Consider the following 15813-nt stretch of genomic DNA (forward strand, 5'->3'; position numbering starts at 1 on the left):
GCGCGGGGGCGGGGGGCGGAGCGGGAGCCGGCATCGGGGCCGGGATGGCGGCGGCGGGTGCGGCCGGCGCCGGGGCGGCCGCGGCGATGGGCTCGGCGGCAGCGGTGGGCTGGGTCTTCTCGGCGGCGGCGATCAGCGTGGATGCCAACGCGGCCGGCTTCACATCGTCGGTCTTGTGGCCACCGGCGGAGGTGATGGCGGCGAAAGCGGCGAGGGCCAGGGTGGCTGATCCGGCGGTACGCGCGACCGCCTTGGCTCTACTGCTTGTCGTGGTCTTCGACATTCGATGTTCTTCCCTACTGTGTGTCGGCCTCGGTGGCCTGCGGCAGGCAGCACTGGACCAGGGCGGGCCCCTGTGGGACTCACCTCGCGCACTGCATGCTTTTTCGGATGACGATCCGGCTACTGACTCAGACTCGCGTCTGACAACCAACGAGGTCACAGGATGGTTGCGGTAGGTAAACGTAAACTGAACTGAAAATGAACAGACGGTGCGCCTACTCGCGTTTCGCATCGATTGCGACTTGCTATATAGCGCTGACCTGGGAATCCATGCCTCACGGGCACGTGCTGCGCATCACAGAAAAATAACGCGTGTCGTTGCGTTTGAGGGTGTTTTGTCCGCTTTTTTGAGCCTTTGGCAACTGTTCGGTAACGATCGATAACGCTTGGTAACCCCCGCCGTGATGCAGTCGATAGTCAAGGTTTGCGGACCGATCGGTTGCCCTCGGAGGGAGTCCGCGGGCGGCGCGGCACGGTGAACGGCCGGCAGATCCGGCGCCCGCGCCCCGGGGCACGTGGAAACGCGATCACCCGGCTCGCGTGCGCGGCCGGGTGATCGTGGCGAACTGTGCTGTTGGGCGAACTCGGCAGTTGGCTGCCGAACGGGATCAGTGTGTGGGCAGACCCGCCCCGCTGAGGAAGCCGAGCAGATCATGGCGGGTGATGACGCCGATCGGCTTGCCGTCCTCGACGACCATCAGCGCGTCGGTGGATTCCAGCGCCTTGGTCGCCGCCGACACCGGCTCGCCGGACCCGATCAGCGGGAACGACGGGCTCATATGCTTCGACACCGGATCGGTGAGATGCGCCCGGCCCTCGAACACCGCCGACAGCAGATCGCGCTCGGTGACGCTGCCGGCCACCTCGCCGGCCATCACGGGCGGTTCGGCGCCGACCACCGGCATTTGCGAGACCCCGTATTCGCGCAGAATCTCGATCGCGTCGCGCAGCGTCTCCTGCGGATGGGTGTGCACCAGATCCGGCAGCGCGCCGGACTTGCCGCGCAGGACGTCGCCGACCGTCGGCTCGGTGGTGCTGCCGTCGAGCCGGGTCTGCAGGAAGCCGTAGGAGCTCATCCAGTTGTCGTTGAAGATCTTCGACAGGTAACCGCGGCCACCGTCGGGCAGCAGCACCACCACGACCGCGTCCGGATCGCGCTCGGCCACCCGCAGCGCCGCGACCACCGCCATACCGCAGGAACCGCCCACCAGCAGCCCCTCCTCGCGCGCGAGGCGGCGGGTCATCTCGAAGCTGTCGGCGTCGGAGACGGCGATGATCTCGTCGGGCACCGACGGGTCGTAGGCCGAGGGCCAGAAATCCTCGCCGACGCCCTCGACCAGATACGGCCGGCCGGTGCCGCCGGAATAGACCGACCCCTCCGGATCGGCGCCGATTACCTTGACCTTGCCGCCGGACACCTCTTTCAGATACCGGCCCGCACCGGTGATGGTGCCGCCGGTGCCCACACCGGCCACGAAATGGGTGACCGTGCCCTCGGTGTCGCGCCAGATCTCGGGACCGGTGGTCTCGTAGTGGCTGGCCGGGCCGCCCGGGTTGGAGTACTGGTCGGGCTTCCACGCACCCGGGATCTCACGGGTGAGGCGGTCCGAGACGCTGTAGTAGCTGTCCGGATGCTCCGGCGGCACCGCGGTCGGGCAGACGACCACCTCGGCGCCGTAGGCGCGCAACACGTTGCGCTTGTCCTCGCTGACCTTGTCCGGGCAGACGAAGACGCATTTGTAACCGCGCTGCTGGGCGACCAGGGCCAGCCCCACCCCGGTGTTACCGGAGGTCGGCTCCACGATGGTCCCGCCCGGCTTCAGCAATCCCTGCTCCTCGGCGGCGTCGATCATCTTCACCGCGATGCGGTCCTTGGAGCTGCCGCCCGGGTTGAGATATTCGATCTTCGCGGCCACCACCCCGGAGTTCGGGCCCACCACAGAGTTCAACCGAACGAGCGGGGTATTTCCGATCAGGTCGACGACGTGGTTCGCGATACGCATAGCTACATCGTCGCAGAGCCGGGCGGACGACTTGCGTTTGGTACGGCGAGCGCTGCGTTTGATCCAGCGAGGCGATAGCGCTGCGGTTAGTATGCGGGGCGTGAGGATGCCGAAGACAGCTCGCGCCGCCGCCGTCGTGGCCGCGACCGTCGGGGCCGTGACCACCATCGCGTCCGCCTCGGCCAGCGCACAGACCGTCGAATTCCCCCAAACGCCGAGTGTGTTCTACGGCGGATTGTGCGGGGGCAATATCCGGACCTGGGTCGATACCAGTCCCGACTGGCCGGGGCGGGCGGTGTTCAACGTCCAGGCCCTGGCGATCCAGGGTGTGGGCCCGGGACAGTATCCGCTGGCCCCGCTGTGCAACGTCGACACCACGGTCGCGTGGCGCAACACCAACACCGGGGCGGCCGGCGAGTACCGGTTGAACGTCGTCTCCGGTATCTACGGCAGCATCCTGTACGCGGAGTTCCAGAACACCGGACCGGGTCATATCGAGGTCACGGTCACCACCAACAACCTCAACATTCCCGCACACGGCGCATTCGACGTTTTCTGACCCGCACCGGACCCGTCCCTGGTCGGCGCGTCACACGCGCCGCATAATCGGTAGGACCGGACCGGGAGCGCCCCTGCGGCCACACCGGATTCGCACCGCCGCGGGCGCGAAGCCCGCCGCGGAGGGTCCGGTCGGTGACAGCGTCGGACGCGAGACGGGAGGTTGGCGGGTGGCTTCCAGGACGTGGCGAACCGTCGCGGCGAGCGCGGCCGCCGGGGTGGCGGTCGGCTCGGGGGCGGGCACCGCGGGCTGGGCGACCTACCGCCTGCTGATGTCACAGGCCCGCGCGGCGCGCACCGTGATCGGCCGCGACACCTCCAAGCCTCCGGAGGCCGACGGGGTGTACACCCGCGAGTGCGGGTCCCCGCAACCGTGGCGCGCGGGCGTGCCGTTCGACCTGCATCTGATGATCTTCGGCGATTCGACCGCCGCCGGAGTGGGCTGCGCCGACGCCGAACAGGTACCCGGCGTCCTGGTGGCCCGCGGTCTGGCCGATGCCACCGGATGGCGAATTCGCTTGAGTACCAAGGCGATATCCGGAGCCACCTCGAAGGGGCTGGCCGGACAGGTCGACGCCATGTTCATCGCGGGCCCGCCGCCGGACGCCGCGGTGATCCTGGTCGGCGCCAACGACGTCACCAAGAAACATTCGATCTGGCGTTCGGCGCAGCGGCTGCGGCACGCGGTCGGACGCCTGCACGAGGCGGGCGCCGTCGTGGTGGTGGGTACCTGCCCGGATCTCGGCACCGTGGCCGCGATCCCGCAGCCGTTGAGCACGGTCGTGCACCGCTGGAGCGCGCGGCTGGCCCGAGCCCAGGTCGGTGCGGTCCGTTCGGCCGGTGGCACCCCCGTCGCGATGGGCGATCTGCTCGGCCACGACTTCCGCAGCACCCCGGAGGTGCTCTTCTCCGCCGACGGGTTCCATCCCTCGCCGGCCGGGTACGCGTTGGCGGCCCGGCATCTGCTCCCGGCACTGCTGCGCGAACTCGATGAACGGGATCAGTCCCGACCGGGTGTTCCGAGCCACACGGCGGCGACGTAGATTCGGGGTTGAATTTGTCGTACCCCTGTACCGAAACGGTCGGCTGACCGATTCGGCGACCTCGATATAAGGAGTCCTCATGCCAGAGGCCGTCATCGTTTCGTTCGCCCGCTCCCCCATCGGCCGCGCAGGCAAGGGTTCGCTGGTGACCATGCGTCCCGACGACCTCGCCACCCAGATGGTCCGCGCTGCCCTGGACAAGGTTCCGGCGCTGAACCCCGCCGACATCGACGATCTGATGCTCGGCTGCGGACAGCCCGGCGGCGAGGCCGGATTCAACATGGCCAAGGTGGTCGCCACCCAGCTCGGCTACGACTTCCTGCCCGGCGTGACCCTGAACCGGTACTGCTCGTCGTCGCTGCAGACCACCCGGATGGCGCTGCACGCCATCAAGGCCGGTGAGGGCGACGTGTTCATCTCCGCCGGTGTCGAGACCGTGTCGCGGTTCCCGAAGGGCACCTCCGACGGCTGGCCGGACACCCACAACGAGAAGTTCGCCGAGGCCGAGGCCCGTACCGTCAAGCGCGCCGAGGGCGGCTCCGGCGGCTGGACCGACCCGCGCGAGGGTGGCGATCTGCCCGACGTCTACATCGCGATGGGCCAGACCGCCGAGAACGTCGCCCAGTTCACCGGCATCTCCCGCGAGGACCAGGACCACTGGGGCGTGCGCTCGCAGAACCGCGCCGAGGAGGCCATCAAGGCCGGCTTCTTCGAACGTGAGATCACCCCGGTGACGCTGCCCGACGGCACCGTCGTCTCCACCGACGACGGCCCGCGCCCCGGCACCACCTACGAGAAGATCTCGCAGCTCAAGCCGGTCTTCCGTCCCGACGGCACCGTCACCGCCGGTAACGCCTGCCCGCTCAACGACGGTGCCGCGGCGCTGGTCATCATGAGCGACACCAAGGCCAAGGAGCTGGGCTTGACCCCGCTGGCGCGCATCGTGTCCACCGGTGTGTCCGGTCTGTCGCCGGAGATCATGGGCCTGGGCCCGATCGAGGCCGTGCGCAAGGCGCTGAAGATCGCCGGCAAGACCATCGACGACATCGACCTCTACGAGATCAACGAGGCCTTCGCCGTGCAGGTGCTGGGCTCGGCTCGTGAGCTGAACATGGACCTGGACAAGCTGAACGTCTCCGGCGGTGCCATCGCCCTCGGCCACCCGTTCGGCATGACCGGCGCGCGCATCACCGCCACCCTGATCAACAACCTGCAGACCCACGACAAGCAGTTCGGTCTGGAGACCATGTGTGTCGGCGGTGGCCAGGGCATGGCCATGGTCATCGAGCGCCTGAGCTGATCTCCCCCGCCTCTCCGACAATTCAGCGGACGAGTGGGTGCCGCGAGATTTGCGTTGCGGGGCGGCGGTGAGTGCTGAGGTGGCCTCTGGGCGTGCCCGATGAGTTACCCATGTTCTCACGAAATCAGTCGGCCGGTCCGCACCGAAAGGTGGGGACCGGCCGATTCGCGTTTTGGCCCGGCGGCCCGGATTCGGCACGCATTACCTGGCGGGTAATCGTTCTCCGGCCTCCGGCGCGGAAATATCAATGGCGTCAACACAACTCGGTTCGAGGAGTTCGAGATGCCTGCCTACGCTGTGGCCCACCTGCACGATGTGGATGTCAACGCCGAGATCGTGGAGTATCTGCGCCGGATCGACGGGACGCTGGCGCCGTTCGGCGGGAAGTTCATCGTGCACGGCGGACGGCAGCTGGTCGCCGAAGGCCCCACGGATGCCGTCGCGATCGTCATCGAATTCCCGGATTACGAGGCGGCACAAGCCTGGTACGCCTCGCCGGAATATCTGGAGATCCTGCCGCTGCGACTGAACAACGCGGGCGGAGTCGCGGTTCTGGCCGATCACTGCGGTGACGACCACGTCGCCACCGATGTGCTCCCGGCCGAACTGCTCGCCTGAATGTCGCCGCGGCGCACGGCCGGCGCGCGGAGATCTCCGACACCTCCGAAACGCGACGAGGTGGCTGCCGGTGTGGCAGCCACCTCGTCGGTGTTCGGGCCCGCGGTCGGGCGCGGGATCAGTCGTTCTGGAGATAACTCAGCAGGCGCAGGATCTCCAGGTACAGCCAGACCAGGGTGACGGTCAGGCCCAGGGCGACGCCCCACGCGGCCTTCTCCGGCGCACCGGCGCGGATCAGCTGGTCGGCGGCGTCGAAGTCGAGCAGGAAACTGAAGGCCGCGATCGCGATGCAGACCAGGCTGAAGATGATCGCCACGGTGCCGCCGTCGCGCAGGCCGAAGCCGCCGGGGGTGAAGAAGGCGGCGATCAGGTTGCCCAGCATGAGGACGATCACACCGATCATGGCGCCGACGAGCATGCGGGTGAAGCGCGGGGTGACCCGGATGGCTCCGGTCTTGTAGACCACGAGCATGCCGAAGAACACACCGAAGGTGCCCAGTACCGCCTGGGCGATCAGACCGCCGCCACCGACGCCACCGAATTCCACATTGGTGAACATGAACGACAGCGCGCCCAGGAAGAAGCCTTCGGCGGCCGCGTAGCTCAGCACGATGGCCTTGTTGTCCTGCTTGCGGCCGAAGGTGGCGACCATGACCAGCACGAAGCCGACCAGACCACCGACGATCACGAACAGCGGGGCCAGCGCGTGGTTGGCCGCGGTCGCACCGTAGGCGATGATCGCGGCGATGGTGACGACGCCGAGGGTGATGCCGGTCTTGGTGACGACATCGTCGATCGTCATCGGCCGGGTGGCCGGCGCCTGCTGATACGGCTGCTGGACACCGTACGGGCTCTGCTGTCCGTACTGCGCGAACTGCCCGGCGCCCGCTGCCGCCGAACCGAATCCCGCGTATCCACCGCCCTGTTGTTGCGGCAAATTTTTGAAGATCGGGTTACTTGTGGTGCGCAAGGTCCCGTGCCTTTCCGAAGTAGCGGTCCACGTCCGTCGTGTCCGTCTGAGTATCCAACGATCCGCTCCGGGAGCAAGTTCCCGAACCGGACATCAAATCGGACATATCAGACTGTACTGCCCGTAATCTACTCCCGCCGGGCGGTGTGCAGGCCACACACGGACCGAGTCACGGTGAATTTGCGATTACGCCCGACCACATCGGTCTTGCCGACCAGGCGGTCCATGACGCCGCGATAGTTGAGATGGCTGTTGTATACGGTCCACAGCTCCCCGCCCGGGCGCAGCACCCGCCCGGTTTCGGAGAACATCTTGATCGCCGAGCCGGTGTGCACCGCGGCGCCGACATGGAAAGGGGGGTTGCACAGCACCAGATCGGCGCTGTGGTCGCCCACCGCCGCCATCGCGTCGTCGCGGACCACGGTCACCCGATCGCCGACGCCGTTCGCGGCGGCGGTGGCCCGGGCCGAGGCGACCGCGGCCGCGGACTGATCGGTTCCGACCACCGTGATGTGCGGGCGCGCCTTGGCCAGGGCCGTGGCGAGTATGCCGGTGCCGCAGCCGAGATCGATCGCCTCGCGCGCGTCGGGTTTCATCCGATCGAGGTGTTCGAGCAGGAAGCGGGTGCCGATATCGAGCCGCGGCCCGGAGAAGGCCGCACCGTGCGCCACCACCTGCAGGGCGAGTTCGTCGAGGTGGTCACGCAGCGGAAACTGCGGCGCTCCCGGCGTTTTCGGCCCGGTCGCCGTGATCGTCCGCGACTTCTGCCGGCCCCGGCTGGCCTGCACACTCGAAAAGTATTCCGCCAGTACGTCGTTCATCGCCGGCGTCAGATACTTGTCGCGCCCCCCGGCGATCACGGTGACCTCCGGATCGGCGTATCGCGCGATCGTCTCGGCGATCTCGGCGAGCCCGGACAGCATGCGGGGTAATCGCAACAGCACGACGCCGACCCCCTCGAGCAGTTCCGGGCCGAGATCGTGCGAGGTGTAGCGGTCGGCCAGATCCATCGCGCGGGCATTGTTGGCCAGCGCCTGTTCACCGGTCAGCAGATCCTGGTGGACGCGGATGTCGCGCACATCGTGCGCGACCGCCGCGCCGAGAGTCAGTGCGCCGTAACAGTCGTCGATCACCGCGACCCGCCCCGGTCCGGCCGCCGCGAGCACATCCGCGGCCGTGTCGAGGATCAGTCGGTCCGCCGCGTCGACGGCGTAGAGGTTCACCGCTTCCACATCCGGATAGCGCCGCAATCGGCTCAGTATGTCGTCGACCTCCAGCATTCCTACAGTGTGCTAGACCGTTGCCGTGTCGTCACCACGACCCCTGGCGCCCGACGGCATACCATCGGCCCCATGCGTAACAGGCTGGCATTGACGATGGTCGCCGGGCTCGTACTGCTGGCGGGTTGCTCGGACGGCGACTCCACTCCGGCCACTCGCACGCCGATGCCGCCCACGACCGGGGCGGTCACGGCGACCACGGAACCCGATCAGGCGCCGCCCTCGGGAACCTCACCGCAGCAGGCCGACCCGGCCACCGACACCCGGCTCACCGTGACCGATGTGCGCATCGGCCACCACGACGGTTACGACCGGGTGGTGTACCAGTTCGGCGGCACCGGCGGGGCGCCCGGATGGAATGTGCGATACACCGATCGCGCGGTGCAGAACGGCAGCGGCCGGGAACTGCAGATCGCCGGCACCTCCATCCTCGAGGTGCAGATCCTGGGCACCGCCTATCCCTGGGACAGCGGGGTGGCGCCCTACGGCGGCCCGAACCCGGCCACCGATCCGAGCGCGCCGGGCATCGCCGGTGTCTACGGGGCCCAGGATTACGAAGGCACCACACAATCGTTCATCGGCGTGAACGCCGACCGGCCGCCGTTCTCGGTGACCGCCCTGGACCGGCCCGTGCGATTGGTCGTGGACATCGCGACCGGATGATCTTCGCCACCCATACCGCCCGGGGGTAACCGAGGGATGCGTAGAATGGGGCCGTGCTCGCCATGGGTCGCCTCCGTCGCGCGCCCGGATTCGTCCGGGTGCTCGGTGTGCTGACCCTGCTGATCGGCGTCGCCGTCATGCACGCGGTGGTCTTCTCCACCGGGCACGCGATGGGCGCCGCCGTCGAGCCGGCGGTAGCTTCGCCCGCTGTCGCGAATTCGCTTGCCGGCCCGGGTATTTCGCCGATGCCGCACGGCAGCCACTTCCCGGCCGTCACAGCACCCGGAGGAGTCGCGGCGGCGGCCGCCCGAAACGAGCAAGCCCCGGCCGCGGACCGATCGCAAGCCGCGCCGATGCGCACGCCCGCGGTCGCCGAGGGTTCCGACTGTGACGGCTGCACCACCCACGCCGGTATGCACGCCTGCGTTTTCGTGCTGGTGACCCTTGCGCTGGCCCTCGGCCTGGCGGTGATCGCCTGGCTCGGCGCCGCTCGGATACTCGGCGCCGGGCGCCTCGCGCGCTTCGAGCTGCGCCGCCGCACGCGACCACCGCCGTGGACCGTGCTCTCCCTGGCCGAATTGGCGATTCTGCGGATCTGACCGGCCCGCCGGATCGGCGTGCGAACGCGCGCGGATACCGGCCCGACAGGTCCTCGCCCATCGCAATTCCCCAGGAGCACAATCATGTTCACTTCTCGTCTCCGCATGCTGCCGGCCGCCGCCCTCGCCGCAGCTGCCCTGATCGTCGCCGGTTGCAGCAGCGACAACTCCGGCGATTCGAACCCCTCGCCCTCGGCCACGTCGTCGCATTCGCCGATGGCCGACATGCCCGGGATGAATCACAACAGCGCACCGTCCACCGCGACCCGCACCGACTACAACGACGCCGACGTCAGCTTCCTGACGATGATGTATCCGCATCACGCGCAGGCGGTGGAGATGGCGAAGCTGGTGCCCGGCCGGTCGCAGAATCAGGAATTGATCACCCTGGCCGCGAATGTGGAAAAAGCGCAGGCCCCGGAGATGGAGCAGTTCGCCGCGCTGCTGCACAGTTTCGGCAAGCCCGCTCCGCAGGCGACCATGAACCATCCGATGAACGGCGTGATGACGTCCGAGCAGATGACACAGCTGCGCAACGCCTCCGGCGCCGATTTCGACCGGATGTGGCTGCAGATGATGATCGCGCACCATCAGGGCGCGGTGGATATGGCGAATACCGAGCTCGCCGACGGCACGAATGCCGACGCGAAGGCGCTGGCGCACAACATCCTCACCGCGCAGCAGGCCGAGATTCAGCAGATGCGCGGGATGCTCGGGCAGAACTGATCGCCCGCGGTCGCGCCGTTCGGCTCACCGGCCGTTCGGCTCGCGGGTTCGACGGTGGCTCGCGGACGAGCTCGGAAACCACACGCATGCGGGTGTGCCGGCTATCCGGCACGCCCGCGTGGGTGGGGGCGGTCAGCTGCCGATGACGGCGTTCATGATGGTGCCCGCACTGGTCGCGACGCCACCGCCGATCATCGCGCCGGCCACCATCTTCGGCGACTCCAGCCCGCCGCCGTTCCACTTCTCCCAGGCGAAGCGGCCGCCACCGTAGGTGATGGCGGTGACGCCGGACAGCAGGACGAACCAGGTGAAGTAGCGGACCAGCTTCAGCAGTTTGTCCGCGGCCGGCGGAGTTTCCGGCGTGGGGTTGCCGACCTGAGCCAGCACGGTGGTGTACATATCGTGTACGGCGAGAACCATGCTCACGTTCGTTGTCCTCTCGGATGCTGAGGTGATGCCGGTACTGAGGTGATGCCGGTTGGAGCGCAGAGCATGCAGTGACAACTCGTCAAACAGATCCAATTGAACCGCACCGGCCGCCTCGCCCGCAGCCGGACACACCGCATTCGCGAAAGCGGCCGCCACCTGCGGTTCCAGGTCAACTGACCGGTCCGCCGACGATCATGGTCGCGACCGGCCGCTCCGCGCGACCGAGGCGGGCCGGGAGCGAGCCGCACCGACCTCGACACCCTCGGCCGCGTCGACCGGAGCCGCACCGCGGATCGGACGCCCGGTCAGCAGCCGCACGCTCAACGCGGCCAGTCGCCGGTGCCCCGCCAGCGCGCGCCGGGTCCCCGCGACCGACCACACCGTGCGCGTCCCGGGAGTCGTCGGACGTCCGGCGAACCGGTCGGCGAGCCAGTCGGCCATCACCGGGATGGCCAGGAATTCCAGCGGCAGATGCGCGCTGAGCCGGTCGCGCAGATAGCCGATATCCGCCCCGGCCGCTTCGTAGCGCCGCACGAGGGCATCGACGTCGTCGACGGCGATCACCTCGTCGTGGACACCCTGCACGATCAGCATGGGCATGCGCGGCGCCCGGCGGCCGGGGAGGATATCCGCGAGAACCGTGCGCAGTGCCGCGGTATCCAGCAGACCGGGCAGTCCGCCCGCGGCGTAGCGCCCGACGTCGCGGCGGGCGAGCCGGGCCAGCAGCGGAAAGGTCGCCGACACTTCGGCTTCGGCCAGCATCGCCAGATAACGAGGCTGCAGCGCCGCCCGCAGCGCGGTATCCAGATCCGGATAGCCGCGACGCAGCCCCGCCGTGAAGACCATGGCGAATCCGGCGAATACCGTGCCGTTCAGGCGCTCGAACGCCGCCCCGGGATCCCCGACCGGTGAGCCGGCCACGGCGCCGACGATATTCAGTTCGGGCGCATGGGTTTCCGCGAGCTCGGCCGCCCAGGCGGTGGCGAGGCCGCCGCCGGAATATCCCCACAGGGCGATCGGTGTGCCCGAATTCAAGCCCAGTGGAACGAAATTCAGCGCCGCCCGGATACCGTCCAGCGCGCGGTGTCCCGGCTCCCGCGCCACCCCGAAGCGGCCCTCACTACCGCCGTGGTCGGGCACCGAGACCACCCACCCCCGATCCAGCGCCGCCGCGATCAAGGGAAGTTCGAGCTGCGGAATCGCTCCGATCGCCCGGGCGCCGCGCCGCAGCGCGTAGGACGGAAAGCACTGCGGTGCAACGGCATCGATCGCACAGTGGAAGGAGACCAGCGGCCGCCCGGGCGCACAGTCCCGGGGCAGCAGCACCGTGGTCACCGCAGCCTCGGCCGTCCCGTTCAGATCGCTCGTGCGATAGAGCAGCTGCCAGACCGCCATTCGCAGTGGCACGACACCGAAGGCCGCCAGCTCCACGACCCGGCTGCGCAGGATGGCGCCCGCCGGCTGCGCCTCGAAACCTTCCGGAGCCCGATGGAAGGGGTCGGCGTCCGGGCGCGGCGGCTGCGGCCGCCGGCCGCTCACAATCCACCCCCGCCGCCGACCAGCCACGGGTTGAAGCTGCAGCTCAGTGTCGGATACCGCTGCGGATCGAGAGCGTGCAGCGCGATCGAGAGCGCCCGCGGGGAATACATCATCGTCAGGTGATCGGACAGATCTTGTTCGCAGCCGTCCTGCAGGGTGATGTCGTCGACCGTGGCATCCGGACCGGCACGCAGAAGTGCCAGTTCCACCGGATTCATCACCTCGTCGTAGCGGGAGGCCACCACGGTGTACGCCACGCCGGGCACGGTGTCGCCGGCGAGGTTGAGCTGATTCAGAAACGGCGAGCCGACGGCCTGCTGAATATTCGCGGGGCCGACCAGCGGACGGTAGAAGCCGAGGATATCGATACCCAGATTCGTGATGATCCGCCCCAGTGTGGCCATGCCCAGCAATGTCGTTCCGTGATGGGTGCCGCCGAAACTGACCAGCTGTCCGACCTTTTCGGCGCCGCCGTCGAATTTCAGATATTGATCGGCTACCGGCGCCCCCTGGGAATGCGCGACGATGTCGACGCGATCGGAATGTGTGGTAGCCCGAACCCGGTCGACGAAGGCGGCCAGTTGCCACGCCGAATCCTCGATCGGCCCGACCGCATAACGTCCGGGAAGTACCGCACCGAGACCACCGCCGTCGAGAAGACCGGACCGTCCGTAATTGAAAGCGAAAATACAAAAGCCGGCCCGCGCGAGTTTCGGCGCCATATAAGCGAAACTGTCGTAGGCGTTGAGCCAGGTGCCGTGCACCAGCACGATCGGCTTCGGATGGTCGGCGCTCGGTACACAATCCCAGCGATTCGCGCCCGGCGGGGCGGCATCCGGATGCGTGAGCCCGTATCCGAATGCGGCCAGGTAGGAGGTCATTTCGGGACCTTCCCCCACCGCTTCGCTCGCGTGGCTGCCGACCCGGCCGCCGGAACCGGAACTGCTGCCGGTGTCCAGGATCGGCTGCGGCACATCGCCGTCCGCGGCGGGATGCAGACCCGCGGCGATCAGATCGGCCAGCTGCGTTTCCGGGGTGTCCGGCGGCGCCGCGGTCGCGGTTCCGGAACCGATGACGGCCGCGCAGATCAGCGCGGCGAGCGCCGGGATTCGATGTCGAAGCTTCATTGCTGCCTTCCCTGCCGGCACACCGGAAATCGTTTTCGGCGGCCCACATTCAGCCTCATCGGCAGCGGCGGGAAAGTCACTGCACTCGGATACACAGATCCGCTGGCGGGATTTGTGGCCGGAAACGAATTCCGGTCGCGGCGCCGCGACCTCTTGCCGCAATCCATGTGGCCCGCGACAATCGGCGCATGCCGGTTGCCGTGAATTCCGCGCCCTCGAGTCTCGCCGTGCGCATCCTCGAGCGCCTGCCGCAGTTCGCCGAACGCGTCCTGGCCTCCGGACTGGGTACGTCCGCATCGGCCGCAGATCTGCCCGCGGACCATTTCGTCGAGGTGCTCCCGGCCATCTACGGATGCGCGCACGCCTTCCTGCACGCCATGGCGCAGCAGCGGGAATTCACCCGTGACGAGGTCGCCGCCTTCGTGCAACCGGTGATCGAGCGGCATGCGGAGGATCGGCTGCCGCTGCCGCTGCTGATGGAGGCGGTCCACCGCTCCGCCCAGCAGGTACTGCAGGAGGCGGTGGCGCTGAGTGAGCCCGCGGATGTCGACCAGCTGATCGAGTTCGGTTCGCGCACACTCGAATTGCTCATGCACATCAACCTGATCACGGTCGAGGGCTATGCGGCGGTCGAACACTCGATCTACCATCCGGAACGGGAGGCCAAGCGCGCCCTGTGCGCGGCGCTGGTGGGCGGACAGCCCGCCGAGGAGCAGGCGGCGCGCGCCGATACCGCGCTGGCCGAACGGTATTCGGTGCTGGCCGTCCAGGTGCGCACCGATCCGCAACCCGCCGCGGCCGCGAATCTCGTTGTCCGCCGCCGCATCCGCATCCTGCAGCGCGTTCTGGATCGGGTGGCGGGGCCGACCGCGCTGCACACCTTCGACGGGGACACCGCGGTCGTGCTGCTCCCCGGCGTTCGCGAGTGGCCGGAGAGCGCCGGCGCGGAGTTGGCCACCGAACTCGCCGAACAGTTCGGCGCCGATGTCCTCGTCGCCGAAACCCCGTGCACCAGGCGTGAATCCGTGCCGGAAGCGGCGAATCAGGCCGCGGAGGTGGCCCAGCTGGCACGCATGTCCGGGCGGCCGACCGGGATGTACCGACTCGACGATCTGCTGCTGGAATATCAGCTCACGCGGCCCGGGGTGGCTCGTGACCGGCTGGCCGAACGGATCGAACCGCTGCGCCGGGCACCGCATCTCATGGAGACGCTCGACGCGCATCTGCGCCACGGCTCCGATCGCAAGACCGCCGCCGCCGAAATCCACATCCACCCCAACACTTTCAGCTATCGGCTGCGCCGCATAGAGAAACTCACCGGCGTCGACCCGAGCGATCCGAACGGATCGCGATTGCTGTCCGCGGCGCTGGTCGCCCATCGATTGCGTCCGGCGCCCGCCCGGCCGGTCACCTCCTGAGCAGTGAGAAGGTAGTACGACGATGAACGCCCGCCCCCGCCACGACGTCCGGGTGCTCTCCCGCCAACTGGTCGGGCATTTCGCCGAACATGTGGCCCCGTGCTCCACACTGCCCGGCGACGCCCTGCACGGCGACATCACCGCGGTGACCAGGGTCTGCCTGGAACTGACCGTCGACATCCTCGAGGGCCGGCAGCCGGACGAGAAGGTCGGGCGCCTGCAGCGCGCGGCCGCGAACTGGGCACGCGAGGGCATTCCGATCGATACCGTCCACCACGCGGTGCACGAGGGATTCCGGCTGGCCTTCGATCTGCTGCTCACCCAGACCGATCCAAAGCAGCGGCCCGAGAATCCGGCGCAGCTGCTGCTGCGGATTCTCGACACCATCACCCCCGCGGTCGCACTCGCCTATGTGCGCGAACATCAGGCCGCGGTCACCGAACACCACACCGCGGTGCACACGCTGGTCTCGGCGCTGCTGGCCGGGCACCCCACCTCGACGATGGCCCGGGCGAGCGGGATCGAGATCGAACCCGCGTATGTCGTGGTGGCGATGAGCATTCCGCCGCACCCCGACGAATCCCATCCCAACGTGGACGGGAAAGTGGTGGCGCGCCGCAAACTGCGCCGGTTGCAGACCGCACTGGCCAATCGCAGCGGCGGGCGGGTGCTGTCGTTGCTCAGCGTGGACGGCGGCACGATCCTGGTCCCGGAGGCGATGTTCGGCGAGGACGAACTCGACGAGCTGATCGCCGAACTGTCCGAGGCGGCGCAGGTCGGGCTCACCGCCACCGCGCTCGCGACGCCCACCGAGGAGATCTCCGCGGCCGCCGACCGCGTGCACGAACTGCTCGACACCGTGCTGCGGCTGGCCAGCCCGCCCGGGCTGTACCGCTTCGCGGATCTGGCGATGGAATATCAATTGACCCGTCCCGGACCGGGTTTGGAACGGCTGGGGACACTGCTGGATCCGCTCGACGACCACCCGGATCTGCTCGAGACCCTGCGGCGGCACATGGCCACAGGCCTGTCCCGCCGCCGCACCGCCAGGCAGTTGCAGGTGCACACCAATACCGTCGACTATCGGCTCAAACGGATCGGTCAGCTCACCGGACTGGATCCCTCGCAGCCGAGCGGCCTCTGGTATCTGCGCGCCGCACTGGTCGCGCGCACGTATCGGGACGCCGAGGGACCGCCCGTGGCGGACCTCGCGGATCATTCGCCGGACGGTATGGGCAAAACGTTTGCTAGGAGGTAG

At 68.4% G+C, this 15813-nt stretch carries 15 protein-coding genes and 1 pseudogene; 9 read left to right on the forward strand and 7 right to left on the reverse strand.

Annotated features, from left to right (window positions below; translation table 11 throughout):
- Both A5789_RS28625 and A5789_RS28630 read right to left on the reverse strand, forming a co-directional pair.
- Positions 1-283 (reverse strand): annotated as a pseudogene (locus A5789_RS28625) (hypothetical protein); the annotation flags it as partial.
- Positions 284-890: 607 nt separating this feature from the next.
- A complete protein-coding gene (locus A5789_RS28630) occupies positions 891-2285 on the reverse strand; it encodes a cystathionine beta-synthase (RefSeq protein ID WP_030518171.1) in 1395 nt (464 codons plus the stop codon).
- A 106-nt stretch (positions 2286-2391) separates the two neighbouring features.
- On the opposite strand from A5789_RS28630, the gene A5789_RS28635 reads away from it, so the two are divergent.
- From A5789_RS28635 to A5789_RS28650, 4 genes are all read left to right on the forward strand, one after another.
- Entirely contained in the window at positions 2392-2844 is a 453-nt protein-coding gene (locus A5789_RS28635) for a hypothetical protein (protein ID WP_227462953.1), read from the forward strand.
- A 169-nt stretch (positions 2845-3013) separates the two neighbouring features.
- Positions 3014-3886 carry an SGNH/GDSL hydrolase family protein gene (locus A5789_RS28640; protein WP_064902065.1) on the forward strand — a complete coding sequence of 291 codons (873 nt, stop codon included), beginning with the start codon at positions 3014-3016 and terminating at the stop codon, positions 3884-3886.
- Between the two features lie 79 nt (positions 3887-3965).
- Positions 3966-5186: an acetyl-CoA C-acetyltransferase gene (locus tag A5789_RS28645; protein WP_063009423.1), complete on the forward strand. Its 1221-nt coding sequence runs from the start codon at positions 3966-3968 to the stop codon at positions 5184-5186.
- A gap of 282 nt (positions 5187-5468) precedes the next feature.
- Positions 5469-5804 (forward strand): DUF1330 domain-containing protein, encoded by a 336-nt coding sequence (locus tag A5789_RS28650; protein WP_063009421.1) that lies wholly within the window; start codon positions 5469-5471, stop codon positions 5802-5804.
- Positions 5805-5922: 118 nt separating this feature from the next.
- Here the strand turns inward: A5789_RS28650 and A5789_RS28655 are convergent, their stop codons facing one another.
- Positions 5923-6774: a Bax inhibitor-1/YccA family protein gene (locus A5789_RS28655; RefSeq protein WP_030518176.1), complete on the reverse strand. Its 852-nt coding sequence runs from the start codon at positions 6772-6774 to the stop codon at positions 5923-5925.
- A 128-nt stretch (positions 6775-6902) separates the two neighbouring features.
- Positions 6903-8054 carry a class I SAM-dependent methyltransferase gene (locus tag A5789_RS28660; protein ID WP_064902066.1) on the reverse strand — a complete coding sequence of 384 codons (1152 nt, stop codon included), beginning with the start codon at positions 8052-8054 and terminating at the stop codon, positions 6903-6905.
- Positions 8055-8126: 72 nt separating this feature from the next.
- Between A5789_RS28660 and A5789_RS28665 the strand changes: the two genes are divergently transcribed.
- The 3 genes from A5789_RS28665 (at position 8127) to A5789_RS28675 (ending at position 10042) form a co-directional block, all read left to right on the forward strand.
- Positions 8127-8717: a hypothetical protein gene (locus tag A5789_RS28665; protein WP_064902067.1), complete on the forward strand. Its 591-nt coding sequence runs from the start codon at positions 8127-8129 to the stop codon at positions 8715-8717.
- Positions 8718-8779: 62 nt separating this feature from the next.
- A complete protein-coding gene (locus tag A5789_RS28670) occupies positions 8780-9316 on the forward strand; it encodes a DUF6153 family protein (RefSeq protein WP_064902068.1) in 537 nt (178 codons plus the stop codon).
- Positions 9317-9400: 84 nt separating this feature from the next.
- On the forward strand, positions 9401-10042 hold the full coding sequence (locus A5789_RS28675) for a DUF305 domain-containing protein (RefSeq protein ID WP_064902069.1): 642 nt from the start codon (positions 9401-9403) through the stop codon (positions 10040-10042).
- A gap of 132 nt (positions 10043-10174) precedes the next feature.
- Here A5789_RS28675 and A5789_RS28680 read toward each other — a convergent pair whose 3' ends face one another.
- The 3 genes from A5789_RS28680 to A5789_RS37020 all read right to left on the reverse strand — a co-directional run bounded on the left by A5789_RS28680 (position 10175) and on the right by A5789_RS37020 (position 13137).
- Positions 10175-10462 (reverse strand): hypothetical protein, encoded by a 288-nt coding sequence (locus tag A5789_RS28680; RefSeq protein ID WP_030518181.1) that lies wholly within the window; start codon positions 10460-10462, stop codon positions 10175-10177.
- Positions 10463-10663: 201 nt separating this feature from the next.
- The gene (locus A5789_RS37015; protein WP_064902070.1) at positions 10664-12010 is read right to left on the reverse strand and encodes a lipase family protein; all 1347 of its coding nucleotides are present in this window, start codon (positions 12008-12010) and stop codon (positions 10664-10666) included.
- Entirely contained in the window at positions 12007-13137 is a 1131-nt protein-coding gene (locus tag A5789_RS37020; RefSeq protein ID WP_064902071.1) for a triacylglycerol lipase, read from the reverse strand. The genes A5789_RS37015 and A5789_RS37020 overlap by 4 nt, the downstream gene beginning before the upstream one ends.
- A gap of 188 nt (positions 13138-13325) precedes the next feature.
- Between A5789_RS37020 and A5789_RS28695 the strand changes: the two genes are divergently transcribed.
- A complete protein-coding gene (locus A5789_RS28695) occupies positions 13326-14555 on the forward strand; it encodes a CdaR family transcriptional regulator (RefSeq protein WP_064902087.1) in 1230 nt (409 codons plus the stop codon).
- Positions 14556-14577: 22 nt separating this feature from the next.
- Positions 14578-15813: a CdaR family transcriptional regulator gene (locus A5789_RS28700; protein WP_063009409.1), complete on the forward strand. Its 1236-nt coding sequence runs from the start codon at positions 14578-14580 to the stop codon at positions 15811-15813.

This window comes from Nocardia sp. 852002-51101_SCH5132738, assembly GCF_001665695.1.
Classification (GTDB): Bacteria; Actinomycetota; Actinomycetes; order Mycobacteriales; family Mycobacteriaceae; genus Nocardia; species Nocardia nova.